15 protein-coding genes are annotated in these 15,951 nt (G+C 40.5%); 9 read left to right on the forward strand and 6 right to left on the reverse strand.

Annotated features, from left to right (window positions below; all coding sequences use genetic code 11):
* The first annotated feature begins 51 nt into the window (after window positions 1-51).
* The 9 genes from arnB (at window position 52) to M1F05_RS08360 (ending at window position 9,135) form a co-directional block, all read left to right on the forward strand.
* Window positions 52-1,197, forward strand: coding sequence for a UDP-4-amino-4-deoxy-L-arabinose aminotransferase (gene arnB, locus M1F05_RS08320; protein WP_206084016.1), 1,146 nt, complete (start codon window positions 52-54; stop codon window positions 1,195-1,197).
* Window positions 1,197-2,189, forward strand: coding sequence for an undecaprenyl-phosphate 4-deoxy-4-formamido-L-arabinose transferase (gene arnC / locus M1F05_RS08325; protein ID WP_206084017.1), 993 nt, complete (start codon window positions 1,197-1,199; stop codon window positions 2,187-2,189). Before arnB ends, arnC begins: the two co-directional genes overlap by 1 nt.
* Entirely contained in the window at window positions 2,189-4,174 is a 1,986-nt protein-coding gene (arnA, locus tag M1F05_RS08330) for a bifunctional UDP-4-amino-4-deoxy-L-arabinose formyltransferase/UDP-glucuronic acid oxidase ArnA (RefSeq protein WP_206084018.1), read from the forward strand. The genes arnC and arnA overlap by 1 nt, the downstream gene beginning before the upstream one ends.
* Complete coding sequence (gene arnD, locus M1F05_RS08335) at window positions 4,174-5,067, forward strand: 4-deoxy-4-formamido-L-arabinose-phosphoundecaprenol deformylase (protein ID WP_206084019.1); 894 nt, start codon at window positions 4,174-4,176, stop codon at window positions 5,065-5,067. The genes arnA and arnD overlap by 1 nt, the downstream gene beginning before the upstream one ends.
* 7 nt (window positions 5,068-5,074) lie before the next feature.
* Window positions 5,075-6,733, forward strand: a complete 1,659-nt coding sequence (gene arnT / locus M1F05_RS08340; protein ID WP_206084020.1) for a lipid IV(A) 4-amino-4-deoxy-L-arabinosyltransferase — start codon at window positions 5,075-5,077, stop codon at window positions 6,731-6,733.
* Window positions 6,730-7,077, forward strand: a complete 348-nt coding sequence (gene arnE, locus M1F05_RS08345; protein WP_206084021.1) for a 4-amino-4-deoxy-L-arabinose-phosphoundecaprenol flippase subunit ArnE — start codon at window positions 6,730-6,732, stop codon at window positions 7,075-7,077. The genes arnT and arnE overlap by 4 nt, the downstream gene beginning before the upstream one ends.
* A complete protein-coding gene (gene arnF, locus M1F05_RS08350) occupies window positions 7,074-7,475 on the forward strand; it encodes a 4-amino-4-deoxy-L-arabinose-phosphoundecaprenol flippase subunit ArnF (protein WP_206084022.1) in 402 nt (133 codons plus the stop codon). The genes arnE and arnF overlap by 4 nt, the downstream gene beginning before the upstream one ends.
* A 91-nt stretch (window positions 7,476-7,566) precedes the next feature.
* Complete coding sequence (locus tag M1F05_RS08355) at window positions 7,567-8,055, forward strand: C40 family peptidase (protein WP_206084023.1); 489 nt, start codon at window positions 7,567-7,569, stop codon at window positions 8,053-8,055.
* A gap of 63 nt (window positions 8,056-8,118) precedes the next feature.
* Window positions 8,119-9,135 (forward strand): lipoate--protein ligase A, encoded by a 1,017-nt coding sequence (locus M1F05_RS08360; RefSeq protein ID WP_206084024.1) that lies wholly within the window; start codon window positions 8,119-8,121, stop codon window positions 9,133-9,135.
* A 79-nt stretch (window positions 9,136-9,214) separates the two neighbouring features.
* On the opposite strand, the gene M1F05_RS08365 is transcribed toward M1F05_RS08360, so the two are convergent.
* The 6 genes from M1F05_RS08365 to M1F05_RS08390 all read right to left on the reverse strand — a co-directional run bounded on the left by M1F05_RS08365 (window position 9,215) and on the right by M1F05_RS08390 (window position 15,912).
* Window positions 9,215-9,586 (reverse strand): helix-turn-helix domain-containing protein, encoded by a 372-nt coding sequence (locus M1F05_RS08365; protein WP_206084025.1) that lies wholly within the window; start codon window positions 9,584-9,586, stop codon window positions 9,215-9,217.
* A 607-nt stretch (window positions 9,587-10,193) separates the two neighbouring features.
* Window positions 10,194-10,940: a heme/hemin ABC transporter substrate-binding protein gene (locus M1F05_RS08370; RefSeq protein WP_241016831.1), complete on the reverse strand. Its 747-nt coding sequence runs from the start codon at window positions 10,938-10,940 to the stop codon at window positions 10,194-10,196.
* 84 nt (window positions 10,941-11,024) lie between these two features.
* Window positions 11,025-12,074 carry a hemin-degrading factor gene (locus tag M1F05_RS08375; RefSeq protein WP_206084027.1) on the reverse strand — a complete coding sequence of 350 codons (1,050 nt, stop codon included), beginning with the start codon at window positions 12,072-12,074 and terminating at the stop codon, window positions 11,025-11,027.
* Window positions 12,075-12,165: 91 nt separating this feature from the next.
* Window positions 12,166-14,316: a TonB-dependent receptor domain-containing protein gene (locus M1F05_RS08380; RefSeq protein ID WP_206084028.1), complete on the reverse strand. Its 2,151-nt coding sequence runs from the start codon at window positions 14,314-14,316 to the stop codon at window positions 12,166-12,168.
* Window positions 14,317-14,401: 85 nt separating this feature from the next.
* Window positions 14,402-14,608 (reverse strand): hemin uptake protein HemP, encoded by a 207-nt coding sequence (gene hemP, locus M1F05_RS08385; protein WP_206084029.1) that lies wholly within the window; start codon window positions 14,606-14,608, stop codon window positions 14,402-14,404.
* A 254-nt stretch (window positions 14,609-14,862) separates the two neighbouring features.
* Entirely contained in the window at window positions 14,863-15,912 is a 1,050-nt protein-coding gene (locus M1F05_RS08390) for a 3-deoxy-7-phosphoheptulonate synthase (RefSeq protein WP_206084030.1), read from the reverse strand.
* Between the last annotated feature and the right edge of the window lie 39 nt (window positions 15,913-15,951).

Raw genomic sequence — 15,951 nt, forward strand, 5'->3', positions numbered from 1 at the left:
TACAATTAACTAGAATATTCTATTCACAATGAAAACTAGGCTATAAACAATATGAGCAATTTCTTACCATTTTCAAAACCCGCAATTGGTGATGAAGAGGTCAAGGCAGTTGAAAAGGTTCTGCGTTCAGGCTGGATTACCACAGGTCCACAGAACCATCAGTTAGAAGAAGATTTTTGCCAACGTTATGGCTGTAAACATGCAATTGCATTGTCCTCTGCAACCGCGGGGATGCATGTCGTTTTGATGGCATTGGGTATTGGCCCTGGTGATGAAGTGATCACACCTTCACAAACATGGGTTTCAACCATTAATATGATTGAGTTGCTCGGTGCAACACCTGTCATGATTGATGTCGATCGCGATACACTGATGATCCAACCCGAAGCCGTAGAACACGCTTTAACAGCAAAAACAAAAGCGATTATTCCTGTTCACTATGCGGGGGCACCTTGTGATTTAGACGCGTTGCGTTTAATCGCACAAAAAGCAGGTGTTGCGCTAATTGAAGATGCTGCTCATGCTGTGGGTACACGCTATAAAAATGAATGGATTGGTGAGAAAGGTACATCTATTTTTTCATTTCATGCCATTAAGAATGTGACATGTGCAGAAGGTGGTTTAGTTGCCACTGATGACGATGAACTTGCTCAACGTGTTCGCACACTCAAGTTCCATGGTTTAGGTGTTGATGCATTTGATAGACAAATGCAAGGACGTAAACCACAGGCGGAGGTTGTTGAGCCTGGCTTTAAATATAACTTATCCGATATTCATGCTGCGATAGCGGTTGTGCAACTGTCCCGTGTGGAGCAGTTAAACCAACGTCGTGCTGAATTAACGGCGCATTACCGCGAATTGCTGAAAAACTCCCCGTTACAAATGCTCAGTGTCCCTGAATATCCGCATTTACATGCCAATCATTTATTTATGGTGCGTGTTGATAAAGATATTTGTGGTATTGACCGCGATGCATTCATGGAAAAATTAAAAGCACATGATATAGGGACGGGGCTACACTTCCGTGCAGCACATACGCAAAAATATTACCGTGAAAAATATCCTGAATTAACACTGCCAGAATCAACATGGAATAGCGCGACGTTGTGTTCGTTGCCTTTGTTCCCTGATATGACAAATGCAGATGTTGAGCGGGTTGTTAATGCGGTAGAAGCAGTTCTTTTGGAGTCAAAATAGTGTCACACGCAGATGAATTTGATGAGATAAAAAAAGTCTCAGTGGTAATCCCTGTCTATAATGAAGAGCAGAGCTTGCCGCAATTACTTGAACGCACGATTAAATCGTGCAAGCAATTAACACAAAGCTACGAATTAATTTTAGTGGATGACGGCAGTAGTGACCGGTCAGCCGCGATGTTAACTCAAGCAGCAGAAAACCCTGATAACCATGTGATTGCGATTATCCTTAACCGTAACTATGGGCAGCATTCTGCGATTATGGCTGGGTTTAACCAAGCGGATGGGGACTTAGTCATTACGCTTGATGCAGATTTACAAAACCCACCAGAAGAAATTCCTCGCTTAGTGCAAACAGCGATGCAAGGTTATGATGTTGTTGGGACTCGCCGTGCTAATCGTCAAGACTCTTGGTTCCGTAAAACGGCATCTAAGATGATTAATGCGATGATCACTAAAGCAACAGGCCGCTCAATGGGGGATTATGGCTGTATGTTACGAGCATACCGTCGCCATATTATTCAGGCGATGTTGCAATGCCATGAAAGAAGTACATTTATACCGATTTTAGCTAATACATTTGCTCGTAGAACCATCGAAATTGATGTGGCGCATGCGGAACGTGAATTTGGTGATTCGAAATACAGCTTTATGAAGCTGATTAATTTAATGTATGACTTACTGACTTGTTTAACGACAGCACCGCTGCGTTTGCTCAGTGTGGTCGGTAGTGTGATTGCAGCAGGTGGTTTTTTGCTTGCGGTACTATTAATTGCATTACGTTTGATTTTTGGTGCAGAGTGGGCCGCAGATGGCGTATTCACTCTGTTCGCTGTGCTATTTATGTTTATTGGTGCACAATTTGTTGCTATGGGTCTACTGGGCGAATACATCGGTCGAATTTACAATGATGTACGTGCGAGACCTCGTTATTTTATTCAAAAAGTCGTCGGTGCAGACCTTAAATCCGACAAAAATCAGGAAGAAGACTAATGAAAGCTATTGTTTTTGCCTATCATGATATTGGCTGCGTAGGGCTAAAAGCGCTTGAAAAAGCAGGTTTTGATATTCAGGCTGTATTTACACACACTGATGACCCTAATGAAAACCATTTTTACTCTTCCGTAGCACGCCTAAGTGCCGATATGGAACTTCCTGTTTTTGCGCCAGAAAACGTCAACCACCCATTATGGATTGAACGTATTCGCGAAATGAAACCTGATGTGATTTTCTCTTTCTATTACCGCGATATGTTAAGTGAAGAATTACTAGCAATCGCACCGAAAGGGGCTTTCAACCTACATGGCTCATTACTGCCGAAATACCGTGGTCGTGCACCAATTAATTGGGCATTATTAAACGGTGAAAGTGAAACGGGTGTAACCTTACATAAAATGGTTGCGAAAGCAGACGCGGGTGACATTATTGCGCAAGAGAAAGTCACAATCACTGATACTGACACTGGCTTAACATTACACGCTAAAGTTCGTGAAGCAGCGGAAACATTATTAGACAAAACACTGCCTCTGATTGAAGCGGGTAGCTACAAAGCTGTTGCTCAAGATGAAAGCCAAGCGACTTATTTTGGTCGCCGTACTGCAGAAGATGGTCAAATCGATTGGAACCGTAGCGCAAAAGAAATTAACTGCTTAATTCGTGCAGTGACTGAGCCATACCCAGGTGCATTCACATATTTGGGCGCACGTAAAATGATTATTTGGCGCGCTCGCGTGTTGGATGACAACCAAGGTAAAGCTGCAGGTACTGTACTGTCTAATGACCCACTGCGTATTGCTTGTGGCCAAGGCGCGATTGAAGTTGTTAGCGGTCAAAGCGAAACGGGTCTTTACATGCAAGGTAACCGCCTTGCAAACGAAATGGGTATCGTGACTGATGTCCGTGTAGGTGCTAAACCAACTGCACAAGTTAAACGCCGTACTCGCGTACTGATTTTAGGTGTGAATGGTTTCATCGGTAACCATTTAACTGAGCGCCTGTTAAAAGATGGCAACTATGATATCTATGGTATGGATATTGGCTCATCTGCAATTGAACGCTTTATTGGTAACCCACGTTTTCACTTTATTGAAGGCGACGTCAGCATTCACACAGAGTGGATTGAGTATCACATCAAAAAATGTGACGTCATTCTTCCACTGGTTGCGATTGCAACACCAATCGAATACACCCGTAACCCACTGCGTGTCTTTGAATTAGACTTCGAAGAAAACCTGAAAGTAGTTCGTTACTGCGTGAAATACAACAAACGTATTATTTTCCCATCTACCTCAGAAGTTTACGGTATGTGTGATGATAAAGAGTTTGATGAAGACGAATCCCGCCTGATTGTTGGTCCAATCAACAAACAACGTTGGATTTACTCTGTTTCTAAACAGTTACTTGACCGAGTTATTTGGGCATACGGTGCGAAAGAAGGCCTGAAATTCACCTTGTTCCGTCCGTTTAACTGGATGGGACCACGTTTAGATAGCCTAAACTCTGCACGTATTGGTAGTTCACGTGCGATTACTCAGCTGATTTTAAACTTAGTTGAAGGCTCGCCAATCAAATTGGTTGACGGTGGTGCACAGAAACGTTGCTTTACCGATATTAAAGACGGTATCGAAGCACTGTTCCGCATTATCGAAAACAAAGACGGCAAATGTGATGGGCAAATCATCAACATCGGTAATCCAACGAACGAAGCAAGTATTCGTGAACTAGCAGAAATGCTATTAGCAAGCTTTGAAAATCATCCAGAGCGCAGCAAGTTCCCTCCGTTTGCGGGCTTCCGTGAAATTGAAAGCAGCAGCTACTACGGCCAAGGCTATCAAGATGTCGAGCACCGTAAACCAAGTGTTGAGAACGCGCGTCGTCTACTTGACTGGGTTCCGACTATCGACATGAAAGATACCATCGAAGAAACGTTAGATTTCTTCTTACAGGGTGCTGTTGAAGAGTTAGGTAACAAAGACTAATGAAAAAAGTTGGCTTGAGAATTGATGTGGATACCTACCAAGGTACGCTAAAAGGGGTTCCACAATTACTCAAAGTGCTTAAAGAGCACAACATTCAGGCCAGCTTTTTCTTCAGTGTAGGACCCGATAACATGGGGCGCCATTTATGGCGCCTTTTGCGTCCTAAATTTCTGTGGAAAATGCTCAGGTCTAATGCAGCATCCCTGTATGGGTTAGATATATTATTAGCGGGTACAGCATGGCCAGGCAAAAAAATTGCTAAAGATTTAGGCTACTTGATGAAACAAACTTTGGATGCAGGCCATGAAGTTGGCTTACATGCATGGGATCATCAAGGCTGGCAAGCCAAAGTGGCTAAATGGAGTGAGGTCCAACTCGCTGAGCAAGTTAAGCTTGGTGTGGATGCCCTTGAGTGCGCAATTGGGCAGCGTGTTACCTGCTCTGCGGTTGCGGGCTGGCGAGGCGATGAGCGTGTGTTAGAGGTTAAACAAAAGTTTAATTTTGACTATAACAGCGATTGTCGTGGGAAATTTCCTTTCAGGCCTATTTTGCGTGATGGTTCGTTAGGGACGGTGCAAATTCCTGTCACATTACCGACTTACGATGAAGTCGTTGGAACGGTAGTTGCTGACGAAGCATTCAATGATTATATTCTTCAAGCGATTAAAGATGATAGCGGTGTTCCCGTTTATACTATCCACACTGAAGTGGAAGGAATGTCTAAGTCAGAACAATTTTCACAATTATTGGAACGAATTTCACAAGAAGAAATCCAATTCTGTACATTAAGCGAATTGCTACCTGACGATCTGAATTCATTACCAAAGGGGCGAGTGGTGAGAGCACCGTTCCCAGGACGTGAAGGTTGGCTGGGTTGCCAAGAAGAGGAATAAACACACCATGTTAAATAATCGAGCGAGCAAAGTAGGAGCCTCTCTGCTGGCTCTTTTTTTTATCCTAACCTATTTCTTGCCGTTGAATAGTCGTTTACTTTGGCAACCAGATGAAACCCGCTATGCGGAAATTAGCCGAGAAATGCTTCAACGTGGAGATTGGATTGTTCCTTACATGTTGGATGTGCGCTATTTTGAAAAACCAGTGGCAGGGTATTGGATAAATAACATTAGCCAAATGATTTTTGGTGAAACGAATTTTGCGGTTCGCTTTGGTTCAGTTTTTTGTATTCTTCTCAGTGCATTGCTCGTCTATCGCATGGCAAAAATGATGTGGCGTAATAACCATGTTGCTTATGTTGCAAGCTTAATTTATATCTCAATGTTCCTTGTTTTTTCTGTCGGGACCTACAGTGTGCTCGATCCCATGCTATCGTTGTGGATTGCAGCCAGTATGTTTTGTTGCTTGTGGGCAATGAAAGCGAGGGAGGTCAAAACAAAGATTGCTGCATGGGTTTGCTTAGGGTTAGCCTGTGGTATGGCCTTTATGACGAAAGGGTTCTTAGCCCTTGCTATTCCTGTCATTGTTATGTTGCCTGTTACTATTTACCAAAAACGGTTCCTTGAACTGATAAAATATGGCCCACTCGCTATTATTTCAGCAGTTATCATTAGCTTGCCGTGGGCGTTGGCAATAGCTAAGCAAGAGCCTGATTATTGGAATTATTTTTTCTGGATTGAACACATCAAGCGTTTTACCGCTGATGACGCGCAGCACATAGCTCCATTCTGGTACTATATTCCTATTATTCTACTTGGTGCGCTCCCATGGGCGGGGTTAGTACCTGGATCTTTAATAAAAGGTTGGAAAGAACGCAAATCAAGTCCTGATATGTTCTTCTTACTGTGTTGGTTTGTTGTTCCCGTTCTATTTTTTAGTGTTTCACGTGGCAAACTACCTACTTATATGCTGCCGTTTATGGCTCCACTGGCGCTATTGATGGCAAAATATGGTGTTGATTGTGTACGAAATGGCACCATGCGAGCGCTAAAAGCGAATGGCATCATTAATATCATATTGGGGATTGCAGCGGTTATTGCCGTGATTGTAGTGAGTACTGTCATTAAAAAACCATTATATGAGCCTGACGAATGGTCGAAAATGGTTTTGGGTGTGGTTGCTTTCTCTATTTGGGCGATAATTGGTTATTTATGTACTGTCCTAAATGCTAAATATTGGCTGTGGGCGGCCTCGTGCTCCTTAGCGATCAGCCTATGTATTGGTAGCGCTCTGCCGAATAACACCATCGACTCCAAACTGCCGCAGAATTTTATTCATCAAAATCATGATTTATTAATGAATAGTAAGTATTTGATGGCAAGTAATGTAGGTGTAGCGGCTGGGTTAGCGTGGGAAACACAGAATTCCAATATTTATCTTTATAATAGCAGTGGTGAACTTAGCTACGGTTTAGAGTACCCAGATAGCCAGCATCGTATCGTTAAGCCAGATGCATTTGCACAGTGGTTAAGCAAAGCACGTAAAGAAGGGCAGGTTACGGTGGTGTTTTTATTAGGCCGTAATGAAGCTCTCCCTGATATACCTAAGCCAGATGAAGTCATCAAAAATTCACGTATGGCAATTGTGGTTTATCATCAACAATGATTGCGCAATTACTGTTGTTACTGCTTGTCAGTGTACTGACCTGTATTGGGCAAGTAGCTCAGAAGCAAGCTGTGGTGAATTGGCAAAGTGAAAAAGTAAATAAAACCGCATCAGCCATAAAGTGGCTGGTGTTGGCTGTTTTAATGCTAGGCCTAGGCATGTTGTTTTGGTTAAAACTCCTTGAAACCATGCCCCTGAGTATTGCCTACCCAATGCTTAGCATTAATTTTATTCTGATCACGTTGATTGGCCAATTTGTATACAAAGAGAAAACAGGGTTAAACCATTGGCTTGGTGTAGTTGCTATTATGATAGGGATATTACTCATGAGTATTAGCGTATGAATAAAGGCTATTTATGGGTGATTGGTAGCGCCTTATTAGTGACCGTAGCTCAGCTTAGCTTAAAGATGGGGGTAGTTGAATTACCGTCTTTTTCTTTAGGTTGGCATTGGTTGCAAGTTGATTGGTTGTTGGCAAATATCACCAGTTTAAGCATTATCTTGTTAGGGTTAGTGTGTTATGTCTTATCGATGTTGTGCTGGCTGTTTGCACTAAAATATATAGCCTTAAATAAAGCATATCCACTAATTAGCTTGAGTTATGTATTTGTCTATATCTTAGCGGTTGTCTTGCCTTGGTTTAATGAGCCAGCTTCATGGTTGAAAGTCGCTGGAATTGCATTTATCTTGCTGGGTGTTTGGTTAATTAGTCGCTCAACTAAACCACAAGATAGGCATTAATAGCATAATGTGATGAATTGTTTGTTTTTTATTCATCGCACGTTATGATATAAGTTAAATATAGCAATAAGATGGATGATTAAGGTGCTTTATGGTGATTAAAATACAACACTTACCATTATTACTGTGCTTGGTTTTAATTGGTTGTTCATCAACATCCGTTAAGCGCACTGCACCGCCACCGTTAAAAACCCAGCTATCAGACCCTATCATGACCATCGCTCAGTTAAAAGACCAGCTAGAACAATGGTATGGCACGCCTTATCATTATGGTGGGATGAGTCAAAACGGTGTTGATTGCTCAGGTTTTGTTTATCGAACTTTTAATGATCGCTTTGCTATTCAACTACCTAGAACTACCGTCGACCAAACACAGCTTGGTACGCGTATCGATAAAACGGATTTAATGCCTGGCGATCTCGTGTTTTTTAAAACTGGCTCTGGCGAAAATGGGTTACACGTTGGTATTTATGATACCGATAACACTTTTATTCATGCATCAACCAGTAAAGGTGTGATCCGCTCGTCAATGGACAACGTGTATTGGCGAAAAGTGTTCTGGCAGGCAAGGCGCATTTAAATGCGCAATTTTTTTCAGTCATTATGCTATCTTAAGAGCAAGTTTTGTTTTTAGGATAGCTCCATGTCAACATTGCGTTTACTCATTTCAGAATCGTTTGACCCTTGGTTTAACCTTGCGGTCGAGGAAACTATTTTTAGGCAAATGTCTGCCGATCAGCGTGTGATGTTTTTATGGCGTAATGCTGATACGGTGGTCATTGGTCGTGCCCAAAACCCGTGGAAAGAATGTAATACTCGCCGAATGGAAGAAGACAATGTTCGCTTAGCACGTCGCAGTAGTGGCGGTGGAGCTGTCTTCCATGACTTAGGCAATACTTGTTTTACGTTTATGGCGGGTAAACCTGAATACGATAAAACGGTTTCTACACAAATTATTGTCGATGGATTGGCTAATGTGGGCATTGTGGCTGAAGTTTCAGGGCGTAATGATTTAGTGCTCAATACGGAAAATGGCCCACGCAAAATTTCGGGTTCTGCTTATCGCGAAACGAAAGATCGCGGGTTTCACCACGGTACACTATTGATTAATGCAGATTTAAGCCGACTAGCCAATTACCTTAATCCTGATCCCAAAAAATTACAGGCAAAAGGAATTACCTCGGTTCGCTCGCGTGTTGCGAATCTTTCTGAACTAGTGCCTAACATCAGCCATGAAACTGTCTGTGAAGGGGTGATTAAAAGCTTTTTTGATCATTTTGGTGAAACAGTTAAAGCGGAGTATATCTCTCCTGAAAAACTGCCTGACCTGCCTAATTTCACGGAAACATTTGCCAAGCAAAGTAGCTGGGAATGGAATTTTGGCCAAGCGCCTGCATTTTCCCATTATTCAGATACTCGTTTTCCTTGGGGTGGGATTGAATTTCATTTTGATATTGAAAAAGGGGTAATTAGTCGTTGTCAGTTTTTTACCGATAGTTTAGACCCAACGCCCCTTGAGTGGCTGAGCGAGCAAATGTTGGGGAAAGTTTATCAAACTGAAACGATCAAAAAATTATGTTGCCAGATGAAGCAACAGTGGCCTGAGTTACAAGATCAACTTAACGATTTAGAGAACTGGTTAGTGCATGAACTAAGTTAAAAAATGAGCCGACATGGTCGGCTCAGACATAGACTTCAAAATACTAACAACTAATAGGAAGGAATGATCTTGAAACTAACTAGTTATGACAACTGCATGTCATAAAACTTTTGCATTCAGGCAGTTCACCAGTTTGACGGAATTTTGCTGGCGTCGTATCAAAATGTTTTTTAAAGATACGAGTAAATGTAGCTTGTGAACTGAATCCATATTGCAGAGCAATATCAAGGATTGGTAAGTTGCCTTCACGTAATGATTTAGCAGCCTCTAACAAACGACGTTTACGGACGTATTCGCCAAGCGTGCATCCTTTCATTTCTTTGAAAACACGCTGTAAATGCCATTTAGAATAACCACTTTTATCGGCTATTGTGTCGATTTTGATGCCTTCATTGCGTTGCAACTGGCTTTCAAGCCATTTCACGATATCGTTGACTACACTTTCTGACATATTTACCTCCTACTCAAGTAGGCTATTGTTCATTAATAACTAATAATAACTCACGAAATTAGGGTCTATTCTTCCTTTTTTTCCGATATATCGATAGGCCAAACGTGCTTTTTTTATATGATAATAACTATTGATATGATAGTTGTTGAAAAAATCAATGATTTAAACATACACTTACGTATGTTTAAATTTATTTAAATACAAATAGTTATGCTTAAATTTTGTTTTTTATTTCCAATAAAAAATTATTTTATAATAATTAGTCAAATATTTTGACTAAGCAGTTCTAATTTATTAACCAAGTAAATAATTGAAAAATTATATTATAGATTTTATATAACAATAGACAGGAAATTCCGAGGTAATTGTTTTAGTGAAAACAACTAAAAACACAGCATAATTAAGATTAAATATCATCTTTATCACGAATGTTAAAAGAATTAACGTTATCTAGATAAATATGTGGAAACGCAATATTTTTAAGAGCGATATTGTTGTTTATGAGGGTTATTTACTATAAAAAACCGAAGAAAGGGTTTTCGTAAAAACCATTTAAAATCAATAGGTAATAAAATTATAGGTCGAGTCATTTTCTATCTATGAAATATTAATCAGGTAGCTGTTCTAATTTTTGACGTATCTGTAACATCACTAAGGGAGTTCCTAGGCTAAAGTTTAGCATTCCTATATCATCGACGATGACTAATGCTTTATTTCGACCCGCGGGTGTCATTGAGATACCTGGAAGCCGCCAAATACTCTTTGCGCCCCCGAGAGTTTTTGCGCTCTCATGGCATACAACGATTAAATCAGGTTGTCCTTCGATAATGGCTTCGGGAGAAAGAGGCTGATATAGTTCAATGTTTGCCATCGCATTTTTAGCACCAATTGCGGTAATAAGTTTATCTGCAGTTGTATTTTTCCCAGCAATTAAGGGGATAACACCACCTTTATTGATAATAAAGAGAACATTTTTATTTATTGGTGATGTCTTAATTTTGCTAAGGTCACTCTGAAATTTTTGGATAAGTTTTTCCCCTAAATGGACTTGATTTATTTGTTTGGCAATTGTACGAATTTTTTTAGGAATGGCTTCTAATGTCATTCCGCGAGCAACTTTAATAACGTGTATTCCTTGGCTTTGTATATGTAACAGGGCAGAAGAAGGCCTGACTTGATCACTGGCTAAAACAAGGGTAGGTTGCATTGAAACAATGTGTTGAGGATTAATTTGTTTTATATCTTCAATAGTTGGAGGTTGCTGTTCTACAGAACCCGAAGTACCTTGAGCAATGATATTGCCACCGAAATTAAGGGCAAAAATAATTTCGGTGATATCATTCCCCAAAGACACTATGCGTTCTTTTGACCATGTACAATTTGAGATACAAAGTGTTATGAACATTAGAAGCCAATATTGCATAAAATAATTTAGTAATTAAATTCGATGTAAAGAAAGTATTTGTTGGCTCCACTGAGTTTGCTCAGGAACCCCCTCAGTGCGCTGCCCATACATTTGTATGATTTGGTTACCTTGATTATCGAAGACTTCTAGGCTTGTCACAAACCCGTCTTGTGTCGGTTTTCTCGTCACCCAGCATTCAGAAATACCATTCTCAATAATATGCAAATTGAAATCATTACTAGACACATTAAGCCAATCTGTTTGTGAGCTTTCAATTTTCAGTGGTGAGAGTTTGTTGATAACACCCGTGAAAATTTGGACGCATCCACGATTACCAATAAAAAGCATAATCTCATTTTTGGCTTGGTGGGCGAGAGAGAGTAACTGTGATAGTGAATTTGTTGGGACTTGCCAAGCGAGTTCGTTACTTACTATACGAAAAACTTGCTGGCGACTTAAATTATGCGTTTTTAATAAGGTGAAAAATTGATGGACATCGGACATATCGCGCCATTGTTGTTCAATTTGTTGCTTAGTTTCATCACTAATTTCGCTATTTGAAAATGATAAAACAGTATCGAGTTGTAGTGGGGGGTTATCGATGGACGTATAGTGAGTAATAATGTCTTGCCACACTTTCATGTCAGTGTGTTCACAGGAATAAACTTTATGTATGGCATCCCCATTCTTATCAAAAAATTGAATGCTGTGCCGAATGTCATTCCCTATTTGTTCCGAGAGCGTGAATATGGAATCCCATTGTGCAAAAAACATTCTCAAATCCAGTTTTCCTGGATTAAGGAATAGGCCCGCATGGTCACTAAAACGTGGGTTATCATATACGCCAGTTTGAATACTGACGGCGTAATTGTTGCGTGTAATGGCTTTAGCCTGGCCTATCGTTGATAGCGTATGAAGTAGTTCAGGTAAATGACCTGAAAGCCGTTTTACATTGTCATGACCAACTCGGCGATATAAAAGCTCAGCTTCAGTGATATTAAGCTGAGTAGCTAAATCCCGAGCATACTTATTTGGAAACTGTTGCTTTAACTGTAAGTAGTCTTTGTAATATACTGAGTTCACAATTATTTCCTTATTTATATTGTATCCAATAATAATTAGTTGGGCTTATTTACTGTGTTAATAGGCCCAACTAGCCTACTTAATTATTTCGTTACCATTTATAATTCAGGTTAAAATAGAAATTACGGCCTTCTTGTGGAACCCCCATGGAAGAAACGTAATTTTTATCGAACGCATTTTTGAGTGCTAAGGTAGAACTGAGACCTTTAATGAATTGGTCTGCTTGATAGCTAATGTAGAAGTCATGAAGGCTATAACCAGGATATTGAATGACTTCACGGCGATAGCGATCTAACTTCTCCACTGATTTTTGCCCAGGTAATACGTAAGTATCGTCCCCATCAAATTTGCTGCGTGCTGCAAATTCACCAACCCATCCAAGATTGACCCCTGTGTGTGCTATCGGTGCATTAAAACGGGCAACTAAGGAATTTGGGCGAAGAGAGGAAAGGGTATGGTGTGTTTCATCTTCTTTTCCAACAATGAGGTTATGGCTAACATCGAGGTCAAACCAATGTGTTTTATAGTGAACGAAGCTCTCAACACCTTTGATGGTCGCAGATGGCACATTGATATAATAAATCTTTTCAGGTAGCCAAAAAAACTTTAAGCTTCGATCAATTCTTTTTTTGTATTGAGCATCAAGGGCAATATGATTTTTGGCTTTAGTATGAAACACCGTGCTACCAAACTGAAGTGAGTCCCCTGTCAATGCTAGTTCGTCGAAGCTGAATTTCATACCTGCTTCAACTGTTTTATTTGTTTCAGGTTTTAGATCTGGTGAAGGGATAAAGTCCGATGTATATCCTATAAATGGAACACGAAAATGATGAGAGTTATTGTATAACTCTGCCATACGAGGTGTTCGGTAGCCTTCTGAATAGGAAGAAAATAGATTCAGCCAATGTGATGGTGTTGCACTCACAGCGAACCTTGATGACCAATTTGTATGACTATCTTCCGCAATATCTTTACGAGAGGTTTTATAATAAGTAAAACGTGTTCCTGCTGAAAATGTAATAGGTAAGTGGTGTAATGTGAGATCGTTGTTTAGCCACCCTGAACTATTTAATAGATGGGCATTAGGATAGCTGATTGAATACTCATTAGATTTTTGTTCTTGTTGATAATATTCGAAGCCACTTTGAATTGCGTTATTCGCCCAATTATTCATAGGTACTATGAAGCTATTGGTGAATTTGGTCCCGTATGTATATTGGTCTCGATCTTCTTCACGGTAATCGTTTGGTGTTTTTTTCACTTTAATGAGGTCTAACTGGTTAAGTGCGATACTTGAGTAGTAAAAGTCCCAGTTTGCCTGCCAATTAAGCGTATTATTGGGTGAGAAGTGTTGGCCAATGTGGATATCTCGTTGTAGTGAACTCCTTTCATGTGGGGTGTTTGGAAAGAGGGTTTGATTAAAAGATATACTTGGCTGTTTTTGGCCAATGCTGTTATTACGGTATTCTTTAAGTTGTATTGTGGTTTGATAGGCTGGGTGAGCAAACCACGTTGTTTTCAACATCCAATTATGAATTTCTTCATTGGTCTCTAGGCCTTGGGCTACGTATGGGTTATTGAGTTGTATTTTACGTTGCTGGTAGCTTAAGATGGTATCGAAAGTATCGACATAGCTAAACAGAGTTGCACCTGCATGATAGCTATGATCATTCCGGTTAATACCAGTGGTAACATGCCCACCAAAATGTTGCCCAGGTTTTAATAAATCAGATGCGTTGAGGGTTTTTATGGAGACGACACCTGCGAGTGCACCGTTACCATGGTGAAGCGAACCACCGCCTTTATGAACGGTAACTTTTTTAACTAGGGCAGGGTCAATAAAAGTGGCATCAAATAAGCCAGAGTTAAAATCTTGGGTGACATTATCGATAGTAATTTTTACGCCTCGTTGATCATAGCCTCGCATTTGAAGACTCTGCCCATATGTGCTACCTGCACCCGTGACGAGTACCCCTGCTTGGCCTTTGAGTAAATCCAATACTGAAGTCGCAGATTGCAATTCAGGGGCTTGGGCATTAATAACCTCAACTTGCTGAGCAACAGCAATTTTTTCATAACTAAATGGCGATTGAGATACATACATAACGTCTTTTGCTTCATTTTGGGCGAGTGCAGTATGACTCGTACTCGAAATTGCCAAAGCGGTAGCAAGCGTTGAAAAACGGAGTTTATATTGGTGTTGAGGGTTAGAAATTGATGTAGGCATCAGTTTAAATGGCATAGGAAATCCTTTCCTTATGTGTGGTTTAAGCTGGCTGCCTTGATGATGTCTGGGTGGCGTGCTATAGATTATCGATATAACTTATTTATTTCGTTAGAATTAATTTACCTGAGCGGGTTTGCTTTAGTTGGTAAATTTCCCCACGGTGTAGAATTTCAACTTTTCCTTCCTTATTAAGTAGTTGCTGACTATCAACGATGTGTGTTGCTAACATCGCTTGGGTCGATTTTGCTTCAATAGGTACCAGAGTGGGGTCTTCTCTCTTAGCTAAAAAAAGATCCTTCGTTACCATTTGATTTGTCTTTTTTAATAAGGTCATAAAATTGTTCTCATGTGCTTTCTAACGAGTTGCGTGTTAGTAGTGAGAATTATTATCGTTAATGTATGGGGGGTCAAGAATTTTTTGGATTAAATTAAATGATTATTAAAAATTAATAGATATTAATATCGTGGGATTTATTGGTTTTGTTTTTTTATTTTTTTTGGTGATGTTTGAGGCTCGCTTTGGTGAGTGATTTACCAAAGCGAGAGCGATGCAGTGAAAAACTATTTAAAGCGGTGATCCACAGCTTGAGTAAGAATTTCAATCAGTTGTTCAGTATCATCCCAACCAAGGCAAGGGTCGGTAATAGATTGACCGTAAACTAATGGTTGTTCAGAGCTTACTTTTTGCGTGCCTTCAACTAAAAAACTCTCTGCCATTATGCCACTAATCGCGGTTGAACCATCTTTAATTTGCTCCGCTATATCCCGTGCAACCTCAAGTTGGCGACGATGAATTTTTTGGCAATTACCATGGCTAAAATCAACCACTAAATGCTCTGGTAATTCAAACTTACGGAGTTTATCGCATGCGGCTGCAAGGTCACCAGCGCTGTAATTTGGCTGTTTACCACCACGCATAATGACATGCCCGTGTGGGTTACCACTGGTTTGGTAGATGGTCATTTGGCCATTTTTATCTGGGGATAAAAACATGTGTTGGGCTTTTGCCGCTCTGATAGCATCAATAGCAATATTAATGTTGCCATCGGTGCCATTTTTAAAACCGACAGGGCAAGACAGTGCTGAAGCCATTTCACGATGGATTTGACTTTCGGTTGTACGCGCACCAATTGCGCCCCAGCTTATCAAATCAGCAATATATTGACCCGTCACCATATCGAGGAACTCGGTGGCAGTGGCTAATCCTAACTGGTTAACTTCAATCAGTAATTTTCGTGCAAGGCGAATACCCGTATTGACTTGGCATGAATTGTCTAAATTTGGATCAGAAATTAAGCCTTTCCAGCCCACAACGGTGCGCGGTTTTTCAAAATAGGTGCGCATGACAATTTCTAAGCGGTCTTGATGGCGTTCTCTTAATGCATTTAATTTCGTTGCATATTCAATAGCGGCATCAATATCATGAATAGAACAAGGGCCGACAATCACCAGCAAACGAGGGTCTTGGCCTGATAAAATCTGTTCAATACGTTTTCGTGACGCTGTCACGTTTTCGGCAACTTTTGCGGAAATAGGAAATTCATCGGCAAGAGTTTGTGGTGTGATTAAGCTGTCCACTCTCGCTGTACGTAACTCATCAGTTTTGTGCATTTTTGTTCTCAGAAACTTGAATAGGCTGTCGCCATATAA

It is taken from the genome of Providencia sp. PROV252 (assembly GCF_033676005.1).
Lineage (GTDB): Bacteria > Pseudomonadota > Gammaproteobacteria > Enterobacterales > Enterobacteriaceae > Providencia > Providencia vermicola.